The organism is Diaphorobacter sp. HDW4A, assembly GCF_011305995.1.
Classification (GTDB): domain Bacteria; phylum Pseudomonadota; class Gammaproteobacteria; order Burkholderiales; family Burkholderiaceae_C; genus Diaphorobacter_A.
In genome coordinates, this window is sequence record NZ_CP049910.1 from 4,172,745 (window position 1) to 4,191,784 (window position 19,040).

The following is a 19,040-nucleotide window of genomic DNA, read 5'->3' on the forward strand; positions in this document are numbered from 1 at the left end:
GCATGAGCCAACGCCGAAGATTCTTTCCCGCCACGCGAGCGCAACAGATACCCGGCAACACGGTCGAGGTGGAATTCCAGCTGCAGCCAGAGGCTCAAGCGGCGGCAGAGCCCTCCGAGCCCGGCGCATGTCAATGCGACATCTATGGGGCAATGTGGAGCATCGATATCTTGCAGAGCGGGGACGGTGGTTACGGTTCGATATACATCGAAAAGGCAGAGTTTCAAGACAGTCGTCTTGTCTCGGGCTACATCTGGATTCCCTCGATGGAAGTCTCGGGAGTGCAGATCCGTGCATCACTTTTGGGGCGAACGCTGTGTGACGTGTCCTGGCGCTGGGAACTCAATACGCCGCCGCCGCCATCCGGGGACTACACCGTCGTGTGGGACGGTGTTGAGATTGAAGAGCAAGGAAACACCGTGCTCGTAACCGTTCTGCCGGGAGAGTACTTTGGAACAAGTCTGTGGTTCGCTGAACTCAAGCTGACGGCCATTTGTGCGGGCGAAGAGGTGGCCACGCTGAATATGAACCCCGGTTTCAATCTCCAAAATCTATACATGTGAAGTCGAGAGGGTTCCATGCATTCCATTGATTGTCACGTCCTCATGCCCGCCGATCTCGCTAGTGATCGCCTGCGCGCCGCATGGGCCGCTGAACTGCGAGAGGATCTGGATTCAGAGCCGGTCAATCAGTACTGGATTCAAGGCATTCCCGGTCGGTTAGGGGCCGCGAGAGCCGCTGGATTCAGCAGGGGCTCGGCACCGTTTGTGGCTCACGTCGATCCGGATGATCGAATCCTGCCCGGCACGTTTGCAGCTTTGGAGAATGCGCTGATCGCCGCCCCATGTGCACCGTTCGCGTGGGCGGGTGAGGTGCGAGTGGATGCCGACTTGGTGGCAATTGGATTGCCAAGCATCCCGGAGCAGTACAGCGCCCGCCGTCACCGTAACAATATTTCTGGTCATGTCCACGGGGTGGTGCTCTTCAGGCGCGCTGCCGTGACCCAAGTCCTCGACCAGCTGTCCTGCTGGGGCAGACTCGCCGATGGGATGCTCCGTGCGCGCCTGGGCTTGGCTCAAGAAGCGCTGCCGAGCGAGGGGCACCCTGTGGCAGTTTCAAGGGTCGGGCTCCTGTGGCGCCAACATGATGGGAATGATCACCACGAGGCGACTGCAGCTGACCTTCGGGAGGCTGAACTTGCACTCGGGGTGAGGCCACAGTATTTGCACGTCAAGCGTTCAATGACGAGAGCCTCGGCCAGCAGCTGCTCGACGTGCGGACCACCACCAGCCCGGAGGTGACCCAAAAGACAAAAAAGACGGGCGACCTGACTGGGCGCGATCAACACCTAGCCAAGCCCCTAACCTGCAGTGTGTCTGCAAGCCCGGCGAAGACCCGCCACTCTCGCGAGAGCGTGTCTAGCCTATCAGATTTTCGCCACAGAAAAGAAGCTTGCACCCTATGACTTCCCCAATCATTCCTTGGATCGGTGGCAAACGCCGCCTAGTCGACCTGCTGCTGAGCCGCTTTCCCTCTCATGAGTGCTACTGCGAGGTGTTCGCTGGTGGCGCAGCGGTGTTCTTCGCCCGCAACCCTGCGCCGGTGGAGGTTCTCAACGACGTCAACGGCGACCTGGTCAACCTCTACCGGGTCGTCACCCACCATCTGGAGGAGTTCGTCCGTCAGTTCAAATGGGCATTGACCTCACGTCAGGTGTTCAAGTGGCTGCAGGAGACCCGCCCCGAGACGCTCACAGACGTGCAGCGTGCGGCGCGCTTCTTCTATTTGCAGCAGCAGAGCTTCGGGGGCAAGGTGTCTGGCCAGACCTTCGGAACGGCCACGACTGCGCCTTCCATCAATCTATTGAGGATCGAGGAGAACCTGTCGGCCGCGCATCTGCGCCTCGCTGGTGGTACGTATATAGAGCAGCTCGACTGGAGTTCCTGTATCGACCGCTACGACCGAGCACACACGCTGTTCTACTTGGACCCACCGTACTGGGAGACTGAGGGCTATGGCGTTCCGTTCGATTGGCCTCAGTATGAGTTGATGGCGGCCAAGCTGGCAGCGATCAAAGGCAAGGCCGTGGTGAGCATCAACGACCACCCGGCCATCCGGGAATGCTTCAAAGCCTTCGATATGGAGGCGCTCAAGATCGACTACACGGTTGGGGGTGGCGCAAACCGGGCTGAGCGCGGAGAACTGGTGATCTACAACTGGGACCGACAGGCTGAACCCGCTGGACTGTTCTGACGCGCAATTTTGTTTCGCCGTGCGAAAGTTCAACCCGACCGATTTATGTCATCGCTGAGGCCGCAAATATCGCGGCGCGCTTCATGCTGCACGCCGCGCTCGCCTCGGGCGACCCGGTGGTCTACATGGAGCACAAGGAGCTCTGGGGCATGCAGGGCGAGGTGCGGCATGGCGAGCCTGTGGAGCTAGGACGCGCACGCACCGCATTTGCGGGCAGCAGCAACTGCAACGATGTGACCATCGTGTCGTGGTCCAAACAGGTGCATGCCTGCGTGGCCGCGGCCAAGGAACTGGTCGCGCAAGGCATTCATGCCGAGGTGTTCGACCTGCGCACCATCTGGCCCTGGGATAGGGAGGCGGTGCTGCAGAGTGCCAGCCGATCCCGGCATCTGCTGGTCGTGCACGAAGCCGTGCAGGCCGCAGGCTTCGGTGCCGAAGTCGCCGCGACCGTGGCCGAGCACACGGATGCGCGCGTTGCACGCCTGGGCGCGCCGCGCATTCCCGTGGGTTACGCGAACACGCTGGAGACCGAGTCGCGCGTGAGCGCTGCGCAGATCGCGCAGGCCGCCGCGCGCTTGCTCAAACGCTGATCAAGCACTGAGTTCGGCCAGCTCGCCGGATTCTGCAGCGCCGCGCTCCTGCGATTCGCGCTGCAGGTTCCACATGCGCGCATAGCGCCCATCCAGCGCCAGCAACTGCGCATGCGTGCCCCGCTCGAGAATGCGGCCGGCCTCCATCACGATGATCTCGTGCGCGTCGACCACCGTGGAGAGCCGGTGCGCGATCACCAGCGCGGTCTTGTTCTGCGCGGCACTGCGCAACTCGTTCTGGATGGCGCGCTCGTTGGCCGAATCAAGCGCCGACGTGGCCTCGTCGAAGATCAGGATCGGCGGGTTCTTGAGCAACGTGCGCGCAATCGCGACACGCTGCTTCTCGCCGCCCGAGAGCTTGAGCCCGCGCTCGCCCACCATGGTGTCGTAGCCCTTGGGCGTGGAGACGATGAAGTCGTGAATCCGCGCGGCCTTCGCCGCAGCCTCGATCTCTTCGCGCGTCGCGCCCGCGCGGCCATAGGCGATGTTGTAGGCAATGGTGTCGTTGAACAACACGGTATCCTGCGGCACGATGCCGATGGCGCGGCGCACGCTGGCCTGCGTGACGTCGCGGATGTCCTGGCCGTCGATGGTGATGCGACCCTGCTGCACGTCGTAGAAACGAAACAGCAGGCGTGCGAGCGTGGACTTGCCGGAGCCCGATGGACCGACGACGGCAACGGTCTTGCCCGCAGGAATCTCGAAGCTCACCCCATGCAGAATCGGCCGCGCAGCCTCGTAGGCGAACTGAACGTCTTCAAAACGCACGGTCGGCGAGGCCGCACATGCCAGCGCTTTGGCGCCGGGTTGGTCGGCCACCTCGCGTTCGCGATCCATCAGCGAGAACATGCGGTCCAGATCGGTCAGGCTCTGCTTGATCTCGCGGTAGATTGCGCCCAGAAAATTCAGCGGAATGTACAACTGAATCATGAACGCGTTGATCATCACCAGATCGCCAAGTGTGAGGCGACCATCGACCACGCCCTGCGTCGCGCGCCAGAGCATGCTGACCAAGGCCGTGGCGATAATGAGTTGCTGCCCGGTGTTCAGAATGCTCAGCGAACGCTGGCTCTTCAGGCGAGCGGTGCGCAGCTTGTCCAAGCTCTCGTCGTAGCGATGCGCCTCGTATGCTTCGTTGTTGAAGTATTTGACGGTCTCGTAGTTCAGCAGCGAATCGATGGCCTTGGTGTGCGCCGTCGAATCGGCCATGTTGGCCTCACGGCGAAAGCGCGTGCGCCATTCGGTCATCGAGACGGTGAATGTCACATAGAGCACCAGTGCCGCCACAGTGATCCAGAAGAACCACGCGTCGAACTTCACGGCCAGAATACCGAGCACCAGCGCGACTTCGATGAAGGTCGGAAAGATGCTGTAGAGCGAGTACGAGATCAGCGACTCGACGCCCTTGACGCCGCGCTCGATGTCACGCGTCATCCCTCCGGTCTGGCGCTCGAGATGAAAACGCAGGCTCAGGCCGTGCAGATGCTGGAAGGTGTTGAGTGCAATGCTGCGCGCCGCGCCTTGCGTGGCCTTGGCGAAGACCAGTTCGCGCAGCTCAGTGAACAGGGATGTCGACAGCCGCAGCAGGCCATACGCGAGCAGCAGGCCAAGTGGCACGACGAGGATCGCCGTCGCATCGCCGGGCTTGATGGACAGTGCGTCCACCAGATGCTTGAGCAGAATCGGCACACCCACATTGGCCAGCTTGGCCGCGAGCACAAACAGCAATGCCGCGATCACGCGCCATTTGTATTCCATCAGAAACGGCACCAGACGCCCGAGCGTCTGCCAGTCGCTGGCGGTTCGAGGGATGGTCTTCGTGTCAGGAGAATCGGGAGATGAGCCGCGGCCGCGCATAGGTAGAGTGCTTCTTGTGGGTGCTTGTTGTTTTAGAGAATCCGGTTGATTGTGCGCTGAAGTTCAGATACGCGTTGCTCCTTCATGACTGCACCCGCACAAGGGCTGCTTGGTACGGTGTCGACACGGATGCTGGAGATTCCGGATAATTAGGGTTTACCCTAGATTCGCTTTTGCTATTTGCGGCAACAGTGTCGAACCGATTTCATGACAACAGTAACCATGACCGATCCCGAAACCCTGCGCACCATCGCGCCCAGCCTGCCCGTCGACAAGGAACTGGTGCTGCGCGTCATCCCCATGCCGGGAGACACCAACAGCAACGGCGACATCTTTGGCGGCTGGGTGATGGCTCAGGTCGACTTGGCCGGATCCGTGCTACCCGCACGCATCTCACAAGGCCGTGTGGCCACCGTCGCGGTGAAGGAATTCATCTTCAAGCAGCCGGTGCGCGTGGGCGACATCCTGTCGTTCTTCGCACGCGTGAACCGCGTCGGCAACACTTCTGTCACCGTGGATGTGGAAGTGTTCGCCGAGCGCATGTCGCTGCAGGGCCAGCACATCAAGGTGACCGAGGCGACGCTGACTTATGTGGCTATCGACGATCAGGGCCATTCGCGTGCCATTCCCAAAAAGGACGCCAAGAAGGCTTGAGCTTGATAACAGGTGCGCGAACTCCTGAAGAATTCCGAGGATCATCAGGCCTCAAAACGAGAAAAGGCGATGCATTCAATATGCATCGCCTTTTTTTCATCGCTCACTCACTTGCCGCAGGGCAACCTCTGCGTTGCTCAAGGAGTGCGGCAGGTGCCGCATGCGCGATCAGGAAGCCGCTGCCGCAGATGCTGACGACGTGCTGCTGTTTGCGGACGACGAGGGTGCCGCGCTGCTGCGCGAGGAACCGCTGCCGATGCCGGCCTCGATTTCACCGGACAGTTGACCGCCCTCTTCGATCACCACTTTGCCGTAGCGGATCTTGCCGCTGACCTTGCCCGTACTGTAGATCACGAGCTTGTCACGCACCGTCAGGGTGCCGTTGAACTCACCGTGAATTTCGGCGATGTCAATTTCGGCTGAACCGCGGAATGCGCCTTGCTCGGCGATCTGGATCACGCGCGAATCCATCGTTGCTTCGACCGTGCCTTCCACCACCAAGGTGTCGCAATCGGTGATCTCGACGCCCTTGAGCTTGATATTCGGACCGACCGTCAGCTTGCTGCCAGCCGATTCGTTGGCAACGTTCGAAACGGATTTGTTCACTACGGCTCCCAGACCTGTTGCTGAAGACGACGAGGCAGTTGCAGCTGAGTTGCTGCCGCCAGACAACGATGATCCGCTACCCAGTACCGAACTCGGCTGGCGAGGTTGCAGTACATCGGAATCACGTTTGCCGAAAAATGGGTTTTGCACAGCCATCAATTCTCCTTGGAAATAACACTTAACCAGAATCTGCAAAGAAACTGTTCATTGGGCACCTTACGCGACATGCGCGGTCAGCGTCAAACAAGCCCCGACGATCCGCTCGGACTCGTGAAACAAGCCCGCTCGGAAATTCAGGAAATGGATGTGCAACCAATCCGCATCATGCGCATTGCTGCGTGCCTGCCAGCAATGTCGTTAGACAGTGGAAAGCATGCGTGCCCATTGGCGAAGAATCGTAATGAGGAATTCGGACGCCAACCGTCTTGTTAGGCAAGAGGCGTAACCAAATGGGTCCGATGTTGCAGTTTCTTGCAGTGTTTGCAGCGGCAAACAGCGCCGCCGCTCTTCAGGAGACGATGTAGGACGCCGTGCCGACGGAGAGCAGTTCATCGCTCGCAGAAAGAAACTCCATGCGCACGGTCGCCACGCGCGAGCCGAGCCGCAGCACTTGGGCTCGCTGCTTGAACTGCGCGCCGATGGCGGCACGCAGATAGTCGATGCGCAGATCGATAGTGCCGAGCTTGGAAAAGCGCTGCAGTCGCTTGGCGGGCGGCTCGTCCATGTGGCGCGCGCCGATGGCCGCCATCACGGCCAAGCCGGCCATCGCATCAAGTGCCGCGCTGATCACGCCACCATGCACGCGGTTGAAGGCAAAGTGGCCGACGAGTTCGGGCTTCATCGCGATGCGCGACTCCACGCCCTGTGGCGCGATGCGCGTGATTTGCAAACCGAGCACCTGATTGAACGCGATCTGGCGCTCGAAGATGTCAGTCAGCGCGTCGATGAATTCGGACTCGAAGGCGAACGATTCGGATGCGATGGGCGAGTCCAGCTTCATGCCGTGATCACAGCTTGCTGAAATCGGGCACGCGCTTTTCCATGAAGGCCGTGAACGCTTCTTTGGCGGCCGGTTCGCCGAGCATGCGCCCGAAGCTTGCAGCCTCTTCGTCGATGCGCGCAAGCAGCTCGTCGGCGTTGGTCTTCTTGAGCAGACGCTTGGTTTCCATCAGCGATGCGAGCGACTTGGCTGCCAGCTTTTTCGCCTGCATCTGCGCAAGCATGTTGCACTCGGTGGGCGGCACGACGCGGTTGACCAACCCCACCTCCAACGCCGCCTCGGCCATGAACGGCTCGCCAAGCAGCAGCGCTTCGGCAGCGCGGTGGTAGCCGAGCATCTGCGGCGCAAGCAGGCTGGAGCCCGCTTCGGGGCACACGCCCAGATTCACGAACGGCATCGAGAACGCGGCGTTGTCGCCCGCATAGACCAGATCGCAATGGAACAGCAGCGTCGTGCCCACGCCGACCGCCGGGCCGCAAACGGCTGCGAGCATCGGCTTGGGGAACGTGGCAAGGCAGCGCAGGAAGCGGAAAACCGGCGCGTCTTGAGTCGTCGGCGGGTTGTTCAGGAAATCACTGATGTCATTGCCTGCACTGAAGATCGCCACGTCGCCTTGAAACACCAGCACGCGAGTCGCTGCGTCGGCCTTGGCGTTGTCAAGCGCATCCGCCATCTGCGTATACATTGACGCTGTGAACGAATTCTTCTTCGAGACACGGTTGAAGGTGATGGTGGTGACACCGTGTTCATGGTGGACCAAGATGTCCTGTGCGGGCGTGCTCATGTGTGGCTCCTGAATATGAATGGGGAAACGAACGGGCGCGGACCCCACGGGGCCCGCCGCCTGCACTCATTCCTTGTAGTAGACGATTTGATTGGTGGTGGCCAGCATCAGGCCATCCGCATTCCACAATTGTGCCGTCTGATCGCAGAAGCCATTGCGGAATTCCTGCGCACGGGCCTGCGCGAACAGATAACCGTTGCCGGTCTGCGCCAATTGCGCGCCACTCGCGTGGAAGTATGTGGTGATCGACACGGTGCCCGCCGGAACCTGACGCGCGCGGCGCAGCCAGGGACGTGGGAAGAACACGTCGGACGCGGCCGCCAGCCCCACGAAATCAAGCGTGCGCTCTGGCGCATCGCGCACCCACAGTTGCGAGAGACTGGTGTCACCACGGTCATCCCAGACCGTCGGCAGATTGCCCGAGACCGGGCGCATCTCGTAGGAGCTGAGCCACTGCGAACGGAATGCCGGAGCCGCGCGCTGGCACTCCTGCGGCGCGGGAACGACGGGCATGGGCACATCGGTGACGCTCCAGGTCTCGCGGCGCACGGCCGTCACGGCCGTGGCGGTCGTCGCGATCACCACCTCGCCGTTGGCCGCCGCCTGCTCGAGGGTGATGATCCAGTGCTGCGTCGAACGGTTGGTGCGCGCAGGTGTGGCCTTAACTGTGAACTCGCCAGCCGTCACCGCGCCTGCAAAATTCACCGTGAGCGACAGCGGATCGCCAAGCAATTGCGGATGCTTGAGCACCGCCTGCAGCAACGTGGCTGCGGTGATGCCGCCGAACGGGCCTACCATATTCCAGTAGGCATCAGTCGTGCGTCCGGTGTAGATGCCGGGCTCGCGGGTCTCCAGCAGCAAGGCATCGTCCAGGGGATGAATCGTGGCTTGATTTGTCATGTGTGCCAGTGTGCCGGTTTTTGCGGAAAACCGTGGTCGTGATGGTGACTTGTCATTCCCCAAATGCGCCAAGGCGATGGGCGGGCACACGCATGCCCGCCGCATCGCCTCGTGGAGATCAGACCCGCTCGAAGATGCCTGCGGCGCCCTGCCCCATGCCGACGCACATGGTCACCATGCCGTACTTGAGCTGCTTGCGCTGCAGCGCGTGCACCACCGTGGCCGCGCGGATCGCGCCCGTCGCGCCTAGCGGATGGCCCAGTGCAATCGCGCCGCCCATGGGGTTCACCTTGGACACGTCGAGGCCGAGCGTGTTGATGACTGCCAGCGATTGCGCAGCGAAGGCTTCGTTGAGTTCGAACCAGTCAATGTCGTCCTGCTTCAGACCTGCATAACGCAGTGCTGCAGGAATCGCTTCAATCGGGCCGATACCCATGATTTCCGGGGGCACACCTTTGCTGGCGTAGCTCACAAAGCGTGCGAGCGGTGTCAGGCCAAAGCGCTTGACCGCAGCCTCGCTCGCCAGAATCAGCGCCCCCGCGCCATCGCTGGTCTGCGAACTGTTGCCCGCCGTGACCGAGCCACGTGCAGCAAACACCGTGCGCAGTTTGGCCAGACCTTCGAGCGAGGTGTCGGGGCGCGGGCCTTCGTCGAGGCTCACGGTACGCGTACTCACCACAGTCTCGCCCTTGGCGAGGTCGAGGCCACGGTCCGTCACTTCGATGGGCGTGATCTCGCTGGCGAACTCACCCGCCTGCTGCGCGGCGATGGCACGGCGGTGCGACTCGAGCGCGAAAGCATCCTGCGCATCACGCGTCACCTTCCACTGCTGCGCTACCTTCTCTGCTGTCAGGCCCATGCCGTAGGCAATGCCGACGTCACCATCGCGCTCGAAGATCGAGGGCGACAGCGAGGGCGCATTGCCCATCATCGGCACCATGCTCATGCTCTCCACACCAGCCGCGACCATCACATCGGCCTCGCCCACACGGATGCGGTCCGCCGCCATCGCCACGGCCGACAGGCCCGATGCGCAGAAACGGTTCACAGTGATGCCGCCAACGCTGGTCGGCAGGCCCGCCAGAACCGCGCCGATGCGCGCCACATTCAGACCTTGCTGAGCCTCTGGAATCGCACAACCGCAGATGATGTCTTCAATCGCCTTGGGATCGAGACTGGGCACCTGCGCGAGCGCGGATTTCAAAATCGTCGCGAGCAGATCGTCGGGACGGTAGTTGCGAAAAAAGCCCTTGTGCGAACGACCAATCGGCGTGCGCGTGGCGGCAACGATGTAGGCGTCTTGCTGTTGTTTCATATTCAGTACTCCTTGCGTGACGCGTGAATCAATTGCGCACAGGTTTGCCGGTATTCAGCATGCCCAGAATGCGCTCATGCGTCTTCGGATGGGCAATCAGATGCGTGAACGCCTTGCGCTCGAGCTTCATCAGATATTGCTCGTCCACCAGCGTGCCTGGATCGACATCTCCACCACAGACAATTTCTGCGATCAGCGATGCGATGTGTTGATCAAACTCGCTGATGAAGCCGCCGTCGCGCATATTCACCAGCGAGCCCTTGATCGTCGCGATACCGCTACGGCCTGCGACCGGGAAGGGGCGGGCCAGAGGTGCACGCCAGCCGCCGTTCGCCATGCTCTTGGCTTCGTTGATGGCCACGTAGAGCAGCTCATCCTTGTGCGCAACAATCAGGTCGCTGTCCAGCAGATAGCCGAGCTTGCGCGATTCAATCGCGCTGGTGCCGACCTTGGCCATCGCCGCGGCGGTGAAGCCTTCGGTGAGGAAGGGCAGCAGATCCTTGCCGGTGCTGGTCGCTGCGTTTTCGGCGGCGCGGCGCGCGATATAGGTGAGACCACCCGCGCCCGGCACCAAACCCACACCGACCTCGACGAGACCGATGTAGCTTTCCATATGCGCCACTCTGCGTGCGGAATACACCGACAGCTCGCAACCACCGCCGAGCGCCAGGCCGTGGATCGCAGCCACCACCGGCACCTGCGCGTAGCGCATGCGCAGCATCATGTTCTGCAGTTCCTGCTCGATGCTTTCGATGGCATCGGCGCCACCGACGACGAATGCGGGCATGGTGGCTTCGAGGTCAGCGCCGACGCTGAATGGCGCGTCGCCGGACCAGATCACCATCGCCTTGAAGTCGGATTCGGCCACGTCGACCGCTTCCATCAGACCTTCCATGACCTCGGGGCTGATGGCATGCATCTTGTTCTTGATGCTGGCGATCAGCACTTCGCCGTCGAGCGTCCAAGTGCGCAGCGCCTTGGATTCGGCAATCGTCGTGCCTGCGGTCTGCCAGTCGGGCAGATTGGTTTCGCCGAGCAGCTTCTCGGGGAAGATCTGACGCTGGTACACCGGCAGCTCACGACGCGGGATGAATTTGCCCTGCGACGCGCTCCACGAGCCCTGCGCGGTGTGCACGCCACCGGCTTCGGCCACGGGGCCTTCGAACACCCACTTGGGCAGCGGCGCCTTGGTCAGCGCCTTGCCCGCATCAATGTCTTCCTGCACCATCTTCGCGACTTCGAGCCAACCGGCTTCCTGCCACAGCTCGAACGGGCCCTGCTTCATGCCGAAGCCCCAGCGCATGGCCTGGTCGATGTCGCGCGCGGTGTCGGCGATGTGCTCCAGATGAATCGCTGCGTAGTGGAAACTGTCGCGCAGGATCGCCCAGAGGAACTGGCCCTGCGGGCCTTCCGCGCCGCGTAGCAGTTTCAGGCGCTCGCCCGCAGGCTTCTTGAGCATGCGGCCGTAGACCTCGTCGGACTTCTGGCCTGCGGGGATGTACTCCTCGCTCGCGAGTTCAAACTGTAGGATGTCGCGGCCGACCTTCTTGAAGAAGCCCGCCTTGGTTTTCTGGCCGAGGTTCTTCAAATCGAGCAGCTTCTGCAGCACCGCTGGCGTGCCGAAGTTGCCGTAGAACGGATCGGTCTCGAGGCTCAGGTTGTCCTGCAGCGTCTTGATGACGTGGGCCATCGTGTCGAGCCCCACCACGTCCGCTGTGCGGAAGGTGCCGCTCGATGCACGGCCCAGCTTCTTGCCGGTGAGATCGTCCACCACGTCATACGTGAGGCCGAAGTTCTCTGCCTGCTTCATCGTCGAGAGCATGCCGGCGATGCCGATGCGATTGGCGATGAAATTGGGCGTGTCGTGCGCGCGCACGATGCCCTTGCCCAGCGTCGAGGTGACAAAGGTCTCGAGCTGGTCAAGCACTTCGGGGTTCGTCGTCGGCGTGTTGATCAGTTCCACCAACTGCATGTAGCGCGGCGGGTTGAAAAAGTGGATACCGCAGAAGCGCGGCTTGATCGCGTCGGGCAGCGCTTCGGAGAGCTTCGTGATCGACAGGCCCGAGGTGTTCGACGCGACCAGCGCGGTCTTCGAAACGAACGGCGCGATCTTGTGATACAGGTCGAGCTTCCAGTCCATGCGCTCAGCAATCGCCTCGATGATCAGGTCGCAGCCCTTAAGCAGCTTCATGTGCTCTTCGTAGTTGGCAGGCTGGATCAGATCTGCGTCCTCCGTCACGCCAATCGGCGACGGCTTGAGCTTCTTGAGATTGGCAATCGCCTTCTCCGCAATCGCGCTCTTCGGACCTTCCTTGGCGGGCAGGTCGAACAGGATCACGGGCACCTTCACATTGACGAGATGGGCAGCGATCTGCGCGCCCATCACGCCCGCGCCGAGCACGGCGACTTTCTTCACCTGGAATCTAGACATATTGTTGGTTCCTTAGACTTTCCGTAATTCCGCTGAAATCGCCAGACGCGACTCGCATATCGCCGCACCAAAGGCCGCGGAGCAGGCCATGCCAGCGGACGCCGCGCAAGGGCCGCACCGCCGCGCTGGCGGCGTCCCCATTGAGGGGGACCGCGCGAAGCGACTCAGGGGGTGTTTCATTTCTAGTTCACGCGCTGCCATGTCTGGGTACGCCAGAACGGGCCCAAATAGCCACGCACTTCAAGCTTGGCGCCGCCCTCTGTGGGCGTGAAGCTCGCGCGGTATTCCTTGCCGTTTTCGGGATCGATGATCTTGCCGCCGGACCACACATCCTTGTCGGCTTCTTTCTTGCCGCCACGGATGATTTCGAGCCCGACGATGGGCTTGTCCTTGCGGTCGCCCGAGCATTCCGCACAGACGTCCGCAGGATTCGCGTTCTTCTTGAGCACCTTCTCGATGCTGCCCTTGAGGCCACCGGCTTCTTCGGTGACGCGGACTTCGGCCTTCGCCTCGCCGGTCTTGTCGTCCATGTTGCGCCAGAGGCCGACGGGCGACATCTGTGCGAATGCGGGCACGGCGAGTGCCATGCCCAGCACGGCTGCGAACAATTTCTTCATAAGGCCTCCTGCGTCAAGGGTGCTCAAGTGGTCAGTCGGTCGGTCGATCAGGCGAGCGCCGCGTCGGTGTCCATCAGCGACTTCGAGCCCGCACGTGCGGTGCGCATCAGCGAAGCGGTTTCGGGGAACAGCTTGGCGAAGTAGAAACGTGCCGTCTGCACCTTGCCCTGATAGAACGGATCGGTGTTGCCAGCCGCAATTTCGCGCAGCGCGACCTGCGCCATGCGGGCGAAGAAATAGCCGAACACGAGATGACCCGCGACACGCAGATAGTCCACGGAAGCCGCACCCACTTCGTCGGGGTTCTGCATGCCCTTGAAGCCGATTTCGGTGGTGAACTTGGTCATCTGGTCGCCCAGCATCGCGATGGGGTTGATGAACTCGGCCATCTTCTCGTTCACGCCTTCTTCTTCCACCAACTGGCCGATGAGCTTGCCAAACTTGCGGAGCGTCGCACCCTGGTTCGACAGGATCTTGCGGCCCAGCAGATCCAGCGCCTGGATGCCGTTCGTGCCTTCGTAGATCATGTTGATGCGCGCGTCACGCACGAACTGCTCCATGCCCCATTCCTTGATGAAGCCGTGGCCGCCGTAGACCTGCTGGCTCATCGTCGTCGCGTCCCAACCGTTGTCGGTCACGAAGGCCTTGACGATGGGCGTGAGCAGCGCGACGAGATCGGCGCTGTCCTTGCGCACCTTTTCATCGGGGTGGTTGAGTTCCTTGTCGATCAGAAACGCGCTGTAGGTGATCAGCGCACGGCCACCTTCGGCATAGGCCTTGGCGGTCAGCAGCATGCGGCGCACATCGGGGTGCACGATGATCGGATCGGCCGGCTTGTCCTTGGCCTTCACGCCGGAGAGGCTGCGCATCTGCAGGCGGTCCTTGGCGTAGGCCAGTGCGTTCTGATATGCCACTTCGGTCAGACCCAGCGACTGGTTGCCCACGCCCAGACGTGCCGCGTTCATCATCACGAACATCGCCTGCAGGCCCTTGTTGGGCTCGCCCACCATCGTGCCGATGGCACCGTCGATGTTGATCTGCGCGGTCGCATTGCCGTGGATGCCCATCTTGTGTTCGAGCGCGCCGCAGAAGATCGGGTTGCGATCACCCAGTGAACCGTCAGCCTTCACATTGAACTTGGGCACGAGGAACAGGCTGATGCCCTTCGAGCCGACCGGCGCATCGGGCAGGCGTGCGAGCACCAGATGCACGATGTTTTCGGTGAAGTCATGCTCGCCCGCGCTGATGAAGATCTTGTTGCCGGTGATCTTATAAGTGCCGTCCGCCTGCGGTTCGGCCTTGGAGCGCAGCAGGCCCAGATCGGTGCCGCAGTGCGGCTCGGTCAGGCACATCGAGCCGGTCCACTCGCCGCTGGTGAGCTTGGGCAGATAGAGCTTCTTCTGCTCGTCCGTGCCGTAGGCGTGCAGCGCTTCATACGCGCCGTGCGACAGACCGGGGTACATGGTCCACGCCTGATTCGCGCTGTTGAGCATTTCATACAGCGCCGAGTTCACCACGAACGGCAGGCCCTGACCGCCGTAGTCCGGATCGCAGGAAAGCGCTGGCCAGCCGCCGTCAATGAACTGCTTGTAGGCTTCCTTGAAACCGGTCGGTGTCTTCACCTCATGCGTGGCCTTGTCGAGCACGCAGCCTTCTTCGTCGCCGCTGATATTGAGCGGGAGGGTCACGTTGGCCGCGAACTTGCCGGCCTCTTCCAGCACCGCATTGATGGTGTCGGCATCGACCTCGGCAAACGGCTTCATCTGCTTGTAGTCGTCGGTGATCTTGAAGACCTCATGCATGAGGAATTGCATGTCACGAAGCGGCGGCGTGTATGTAGGCATGTGGACTCCGGGAAGAAAAGTTGAGGGCAAAAACGGTTTGTGAAATGTTCTGAAAATCGGGTGCTGATGTCTGTCTCAGCTTGCAACGGAAGCATCTGCGCCATAGCGCTGCAGGATGCTGTTGAAGCCTCCCACGGCACGCTTGATCGAGCCGGGGGTGCGCAGGAAACGGGCCTCGTAGTGCAGCGCCAGGATCAGGCCGTGGATCTCGAACAGCATCTGATCAGCGTCCACGTCGGCCTTGAGCTCGCCGCACTCGGCGCATTGCTCAATGGCGCGCTTCATGGCGGCGTGCCAGGTGAGCACGGAGTTGGCGAGGGCATCGCGCACGGGGCCGGTGCGGTCATCAAACTCGACCGCGCCGCTGATGTAGATGCAGCCAGAATCGATTTCGATGGACGTGCGCTTCATCCAGTTGTCGAACATCGCGCGCAGGCGGCCGATACCGCGCGGCGCGATCATCGCGGGATAGAAAACCTCCTGCTCGAAACGCGTGTGATATTCGCGAATCACCGAAATCTGCAATTCCTCGCGTGAGCCAAAATGCGCGAACACGCCGGATTTGCTCATACCAGTCACATCGGCCAGCGCACCAATCGACAGTCCTTCCAGACCGATGTGCGTGGCCAGCCCCAAAGCGGCTTCGATGATGGTCGCCTTGGTCTGTTGCCCTTTTTGCAGCACGCGGCCTTCGCGGCTTGCGGAAACGCGTGCGGGCTTGGGAGAAGTGGTTGTAACGGTCATGCTCGGGAATAAAACGAACGATCGTGCTATTTTGCACAAAAGTTTGCCTCAACGCCAGTCTTTGATCTCTTCTTCTTGCAAATGCAGGGAAAACCCTTGCGAAAGAAATTTCCAGCCTTGAAAATATTCTTATCGAATGGCGCGCCGCGCGCTTTGGCGCTAATTGGCGCTGGCTTTGGCGCTTCTTGTCGCCAGCTTTGGCACTCGATTTAAACGGCTCGACTGGCTTCCAGCCATCGGGAAATTGCTGATCAGCACCTCGCCAACCTCCTTTTTGGCGTAATTTGAGAAGCTGTAGCGTGTCTTGACCGCTGCGATCTGGAAGTTGGCAAAGGTCTCCCGAACCCCGGCTGTGTCGTTCAGGCTGAGAATGAATTTCCCCTTGACCCCGTCAAGTATCTCAGCCAGCCGCCCAAAGTCCTCTCGGCTGAAGATGTTTTCCCCGTACTCCTTCTCGCTGTTCCAGTACGGCGGATCAAGGTAGAAGAGCGTTCCAGCCTTGTCGAACCGCAGGATCACCTGGTCGAAGGGCCGGTTCTCGATGTACACCCGGCTCAGCCGCAGGTGCGCCTCGCTCAGGTCTTCCTCGATCCGGGTCAGATTTAAACGCGACGGCGCGGTCGCCGCGATCCCGAAGGTTGGCTTCACGATCCGCGCGCCAAAGCTGGACTTGGCAAGGTAGTAGAACCTCGCCGCCCGCTGGATGTCTGTGAGCGTTTCTGTCGGCGTTGCCAGGAGTCGTTCGAACTCGTCGCGGGCCACCAGCATCCAGCGGAACTGGAGCACCAGCTCGCCGAGGTGATGCTTCACGCACCTGTACAGGTTGGTCAGATCCGAGTTGATGTCGTTGATGATCTCGACCTTGCTTTCCGGCTTTTTAAAGAGCACCCACGCCGCCCCTGCGAACACCTCGCAGTAGGTCTGGTGATCCGGCATCACTTCAATGATCCGGTCGGCCAGTCGGCTTTTGCCACCGAGCCATGCCAAGGGGCTTTTCAATGCTTGCGTCATCTGTTGCTTTCGTTCGTTGATGACGCTCATGGCGCTCTGGTGGTTTGGCGCTCTGGCCGCTGCGATCAGCGGCTTTGGCGCTCCAGTGGTTTAAACACCCGCAACGCGGGCATTTGATCTCGACGTTCCCGTCAGCTTTCGCCAGCAGTCGCTGGCACTTTCCGCATCTCATTTCGTACATTCGGCATCACCTATGATTGCCCCGCCTGTGCACAGGTGTCAGGGTCTTTGGTCGATGCCGTGCTCACTCACGGCGGAGGCGTTTGTTTGGGTGTTCCCGCACCCTTGCATTCGCCCTGGCTTTTTTTGGTCTGTGCAGTCCTCCTTCAGATCTCAGAAATCGTCACAGGCAGATCGGGTGCGGGGCCGATGATCTTTTCGTCCTGAATGAACACCTTGGCCCCGACCTGCGTCTGGCCCTTTGCTCGGCACTGGTCGCCACCTGGCAGCATCACCGTGGCGATGCCGTCCTGGTAAGCCACGACCTCGCCGACTAGCTGTTGGCTGGGCGCGAGGATCTTTCTGAATTCGGCATAAAAATTAGGCATGGCTCTGGACCTCCAAGGACTGCGTAAGTTCTGGGAACTGCATATTGATACCCGTCGAACGGACGATGCCGGTGCGCCAAGCGGAGCTGTCGTCGACGTAGCGCAGGATCGTTCCGGGCTTGATCACGCCACCCTTGGCCGCATTGATCGGCAGGATGAGCTTGTGATTCAGGGCTTGGCCGGTTTCCGACAGCTCCGCGATAGCACGCTGGCGGGCCACGTCGAGCGACGTGATCAGCGGGTGCGTGACCATGGGTTTGAGCAATGGCTCGCCGCCCGATCCAACTCGTGACAGGTCGAACAAGCCGCCGCCTGTTTCGCCGGACACGTAGATGCGCTCGTACATCGGTTGCCAGCTGATCGCCGTGTCGTCGACCTCCGAATAGCCCTCGGGCAGCTCGATGTCGGGAGAGAGCTGGTCGAAGCGCCACCAAGGTTGCGGCCAGAGCGGCAATACACGCATGATCTCGGCGGTGTCGTGGGGCTGTAGGTAGGCCCCCGCTGCGCCAGCGATATCGGCAATGGCCGAGATCCACGTGCCCCGGTGCATCCAGACGCCGCCTGGCACGATCCAGTCGGTGATGCCCCAATCCACCGTCCAGCCAAAGCCCGTGCCGTTGATGGTGAGGCACTCGAGCATGAGCTGGTGGGCGGACACGTCCAGTGTGTTGCCGAAGGTCTGGATTGCGGCCTTGTCATCGAGATGGCCAGCGCGGCCTCGGCCTGTGACCGAGACCACGTGCTCGCCGAATTTGCGGGTCGGATTTGCCGACTCGGCGAGCAGGCGGAACGGCTGGCCGTTGATGCGGACTTCCAGCTCCACCGGGTCGCCCGAGCTGCTCAGCGTTAGTGCCTCTCGCGCAGCGATGTGGAACGTGGCGCTGAACTTCCAGCTCCAGGACTGGTGATCCAGCGACATGGAAAACGCCTCGCTGGGCAGCGGGTCACCGTTCAGGTCATCGGCGCGGCGGATCTCGACGGAATTGATCACTGTGTAAGTCCTCTGCGGAGGAATGACGATTGCGGCTGGTGGCAAGACCTCGCCAGGGCGCTGGCACACGAACACGAGTCGGCCATCGCCCATTGCGAGGTCTGTGAAGATGAGTCGACCGACACTGGCCGGGTCGTAGCACGGCGGCTTGGTTTCGGGAATGACAGGCGGGCGCAGCGACACGCCAGAAAGTGGCCGCATAGCCTCTTGCCAGTGTGAGAGCAGCTCAATGCGCACGCGTGCGGCATGACCCCATCTGGACTCCACTGCAGATCGAGCGGGCTTGGCGTCTTGCCAATGCGAGTGCACCGATCCACGAAGGCGCAAGGCTTCTTGCCACAGCACATCGACCAGTCCGCGTCGCTTGAGAGCCTCCTGCCAGTGAGACTCAACGGTGCCGCGTGCACGGATAGCCTCTTGCCAAACGACATCAGTCGAACCGCGCAGCCTTGTCCCTTCCTGCCAATGCGACTCGACGCATCCGCGCAGCCGCAAGGTGTCTTGCCAGCAAACATCCACGTTGGACCTGGCTGGTGCGGCCTCCTGCCAGCACATGAGTGTGTCGCGGCGGATCTTGGTTGTCTCCTGCCAGTGGGCCTGCAGATCAGTTGCGACTGGCGTGGCTTCCTGCCAATGGGACTGCAGGTCGACGAGCGTGTTGCGGCTGACGTTGGCGTCCCACTTGAGGGTGACATCGGCGTCGAGACCCGGCAGATCGACGTCGACGGACATGAGCGCACCGGCGCGCAGCGTGATGCCGTCGAGGCCGGGCAACTGAGCGTCAACGCTGAAAACGGCATCGGGTACGACCGCCGCGCCTTGCTCGCCGAAGACGAGTTTGCCCGAGCCATCATTCGGCTCGCCGCTGAAGACAAGAGTGCCGATACCCACACGA

At 61.4% G+C, this 19,040-nt stretch carries 18 protein-coding genes; 4 read left to right on the plus strand and 14 right to left on the minus strand.

The genetic code is table 11. From position 1 onward, the window contains the following. Positions 1-2 precede the first annotated feature (2 nt). The 3 genes from G7047_RS19115 to G7047_RS19125 all read left to right on the plus strand — a co-directional run bounded on the left by G7047_RS19115 (position 3) and on the right by G7047_RS19125 (position 2,843). On the plus strand, positions 3-563 hold the full coding sequence (locus tag G7047_RS19115; RefSeq protein WP_166308945.1) for a hypothetical protein: 561 nt from the start codon (positions 3-5) through the stop codon (positions 561-563). Between the two features lie 898 nt (positions 564-1,461). Beyond that, positions 1,462-2,253: a DNA adenine methylase gene (locus G7047_RS19120; RefSeq protein ID WP_166308948.1), complete on the plus strand. Its 792-nt coding sequence runs from the start codon at positions 1,462-1,464 to the stop codon at positions 2,251-2,253. Between the two features lie 83 nt (positions 2,254-2,336). Next, positions 2,337-2,843 carry a transketolase C-terminal domain-containing protein gene (locus G7047_RS19125; RefSeq protein ID WP_166308951.1) on the plus strand — a complete coding sequence of 169 codons (507 nt, stop codon included), beginning with the start codon at positions 2,337-2,339 and terminating at the stop codon, positions 2,841-2,843. Here G7047_RS19125 and G7047_RS19130 read toward each other — a convergent pair whose 3' ends face one another. Further along, positions 2,844-4,700: an ABC transporter ATP-binding protein/permease gene (locus tag G7047_RS19130; protein ID WP_166308954.1), complete on the minus strand. Its 1,857-nt coding sequence runs from the start codon at positions 4,698-4,700 to the stop codon at positions 2,844-2,846. Between the two features lie 207 nt (positions 4,701-4,907). Here G7047_RS19130 and G7047_RS19135 point away from each other — a divergent pair, with 207 nt between their 5' ends. Further along, the gene (locus G7047_RS19135; RefSeq protein ID WP_371813806.1) at positions 4,908-5,354 is read left to right on the plus strand and encodes an acyl-CoA thioesterase; all 447 of its coding nucleotides are present in this window, start codon (positions 4,908-4,910) and stop codon (positions 5,352-5,354) included. Between the two features lie 168 nt (positions 5,355-5,522). Here the strand turns inward: G7047_RS19135 and G7047_RS19140 are convergent, their stop codons facing one another. From G7047_RS19140 to G7047_RS19200, 13 genes are all read right to left on the minus strand, one after another. Next, the gene (locus tag G7047_RS19140) at positions 5,523-6,116 is read right to left on the minus strand and encodes a polymer-forming cytoskeletal protein (protein ID WP_166312155.1); all 594 of its coding nucleotides are present in this window, start codon (positions 6,114-6,116) and stop codon (positions 5,523-5,525) included. Between the two features lie 352 nt (positions 6,117-6,468). Further along, positions 6,469-6,960 (minus strand): thioesterase family protein, encoded by a 492-nt coding sequence (locus tag G7047_RS19145; protein ID WP_166308957.1) that lies wholly within the window; start codon positions 6,958-6,960, stop codon positions 6,469-6,471. 7 nt (positions 6,961-6,967) lie between these two features. Beyond that, the gene (locus tag G7047_RS19150; protein ID WP_166308960.1) at positions 6,968-7,744 is read right to left on the minus strand and encodes an enoyl-CoA hydratase; all 777 of its coding nucleotides are present in this window, start codon (positions 7,742-7,744) and stop codon (positions 6,968-6,970) included. Between the two features lie 66 nt (positions 7,745-7,810). Continuing rightward, complete coding sequence (locus G7047_RS19155) at positions 7,811-8,644, minus strand: acyl-CoA thioesterase II (protein WP_166308965.1); 834 nt, start codon at positions 8,642-8,644, stop codon at positions 7,811-7,813. Between the two features lie 118 nt (positions 8,645-8,762). Next, the gene (locus tag G7047_RS19160) at positions 8,763-9,959 is read right to left on the minus strand and encodes an acetyl-CoA C-acyltransferase (RefSeq protein ID WP_166308968.1); all 1,197 of its coding nucleotides are present in this window, start codon (positions 9,957-9,959) and stop codon (positions 8,763-8,765) included. A 28-nt stretch (positions 9,960-9,987) separates the two neighbouring features. Continuing rightward, positions 9,988-12,390: a 3-hydroxyacyl-CoA dehydrogenase/enoyl-CoA hydratase family protein gene (locus G7047_RS19165; protein WP_166308971.1), complete on the minus strand. Its 2,403-nt coding sequence runs from the start codon at positions 12,388-12,390 to the stop codon at positions 9,988-9,990. 182 nt (positions 12,391-12,572) lie between these two features. Further along, entirely contained in the window at positions 12,573-13,007 is a 435-nt protein-coding gene (locus G7047_RS19170; protein WP_166308973.1) for a DUF2147 domain-containing protein, read from the minus strand. A gap of 47 nt (positions 13,008-13,054) precedes the next feature. Then, positions 13,055-14,851, minus strand: a complete 1,797-nt coding sequence (locus tag G7047_RS19175; RefSeq protein ID WP_166308976.1) for an acyl-CoA dehydrogenase C-terminal domain-containing protein — start codon at positions 14,849-14,851, stop codon at positions 13,055-13,057. Between the two features lie 75 nt (positions 14,852-14,926). Further along, a complete protein-coding gene (locus tag G7047_RS19180) occupies positions 14,927-15,595 on the minus strand; it encodes a TetR/AcrR family transcriptional regulator (RefSeq protein ID WP_166308979.1) in 669 nt (222 codons plus the stop codon). A gap of 159 nt (positions 15,596-15,754) precedes the next feature. Continuing rightward, positions 15,755-16,636, minus strand: coding sequence for a DNA adenine methylase (locus G7047_RS19185; protein ID WP_240939184.1), 882 nt, complete (start codon positions 16,634-16,636; stop codon positions 15,755-15,757). Continuing rightward, positions 16,536-16,787 (minus strand): Com family DNA-binding transcriptional regulator, encoded by a 252-nt coding sequence (locus tag G7047_RS19190; RefSeq protein ID WP_205904655.1) that lies wholly within the window; start codon positions 16,785-16,787, stop codon positions 16,536-16,538. Before G7047_RS19190 ends, G7047_RS19185 begins: the two co-directional genes overlap by 101 nt. Before the next feature lie 145 nt (positions 16,788-16,932). Then, positions 16,933-17,154: a hypothetical protein gene (locus tag G7047_RS19195; protein WP_166308985.1), complete on the minus strand. Its 222-nt coding sequence runs from the start codon at positions 17,152-17,154 to the stop codon at positions 16,933-16,935. Continuing rightward, positions 17,147-19,036 carry a hypothetical protein gene (locus G7047_RS19200; protein WP_166308988.1) on the minus strand — a complete coding sequence of 630 codons (1,890 nt, stop codon included), beginning with the start codon at positions 19,034-19,036 and terminating at the stop codon, positions 17,147-17,149. The genes G7047_RS19195 and G7047_RS19200 overlap by 8 nt, the downstream gene beginning before the upstream one ends. Positions 19,037-19,040: the final 4 nt, after the last annotated feature.

Excerpts from the sequence above, each read along its gene's own strand:
- G7047_RS19135 (WP_371813806.1), top strand. The coding sequence starts at position 4,908 with ATGACAACAGTAACCATGACCGATCCCGAAACCCTGCGCACCATCGCG.
- G7047_RS19140 (WP_166312155.1), bottom strand. The coding sequence starts at position 6,116 with ATGGCTGTGCAAAACCCATTTTTCGGCAAACGTGATTCCGATGTACTG.
- G7047_RS19195 (WP_166308985.1), bottom strand. The coding sequence starts at position 17,154 with ATGCCTAATTTTTATGCCGAATTCAGAAAGATCCTCGCGCCCAGCCAA.
- G7047_RS19145 (WP_166308957.1), bottom strand. The coding sequence starts at position 6,960 with ATGAAGCTGGACTCGCCCATCGCATCCGAATCGTTCGCCTTCGAGTCC.
- G7047_RS19120 (WP_166308948.1), top strand. The coding sequence starts at position 1,462 with ATGACTTCCCCAATCATTCCTTGGATCGGTGGCAAACGCCGCCTAGTC.
- G7047_RS19165 (WP_166308971.1), bottom strand. The coding sequence starts at position 12,390 with ATGTCTAGATTCCAGGTGAAGAAAGTCGCCGTGCTCGGCGCGGGCGTG.
- G7047_RS19115 (WP_166308945.1), top strand. The coding sequence starts at position 3 with ATGAGCCAACGCCGAAGATTCTTTCCCGCCACGCGAGCGCAACAGATA.
- G7047_RS19150 (WP_166308960.1), bottom strand. The coding sequence starts at position 7,744 with ATGAGCACGCCCGCACAGGACATCTTGGTCCACCATGAACACGGTGTC.
- G7047_RS19125 (WP_166308951.1), top strand. The coding sequence starts at position 2,337 with ATGCTGCACGCCGCGCTCGCCTCGGGCGACCCGGTGGTCTACATGGAG.
- G7047_RS19170 (WP_166308973.1), bottom strand. The coding sequence starts at position 13,007 with ATGAAGAAATTGTTCGCAGCCGTGCTGGGCATGGCACTCGCCGTGCCC.
- G7047_RS19175 (WP_166308976.1), bottom strand. The coding sequence starts at position 14,851 with ATGCCTACATACACGCCGCCGCTTCGTGACATGCAATTCCTCATGCAT.
- G7047_RS19180 (WP_166308979.1), bottom strand. The coding sequence starts at position 15,595 with ATGACCGTTACAACCACTTCTCCCAAGCCCGCACGCGTTTCCGCAAGC.
- G7047_RS19185 (WP_240939184.1), bottom strand. The coding sequence starts at position 16,636 with ATGAGCGTCATCAACGAACGAAAGCAACAGATGACGCAAGCATTGAAA.
- G7047_RS19160 (WP_166308968.1), bottom strand. The coding sequence starts at position 9,959 with ATGAAACAACAGCAAGACGCCTACATCGTTGCCGCCACGCGCACGCCG.
- G7047_RS19130 (WP_166308954.1), bottom strand. The coding sequence starts at position 4,700 with ATGCGCGGCCGCGGCTCATCTCCCGATTCTCCTGACACGAAGACCATC.
- G7047_RS19190 (WP_205904655.1), bottom strand. The coding sequence starts at position 16,787 with ATGTACGAAATGAGATGCGGAAAGTGCCAGCGACTGCTGGCGAAAGCT.
- G7047_RS19155 (WP_166308965.1), bottom strand. The coding sequence starts at position 8,644 with ATGACAAATCAAGCCACGATTCATCCCCTGGACGATGCCTTGCTGCTG.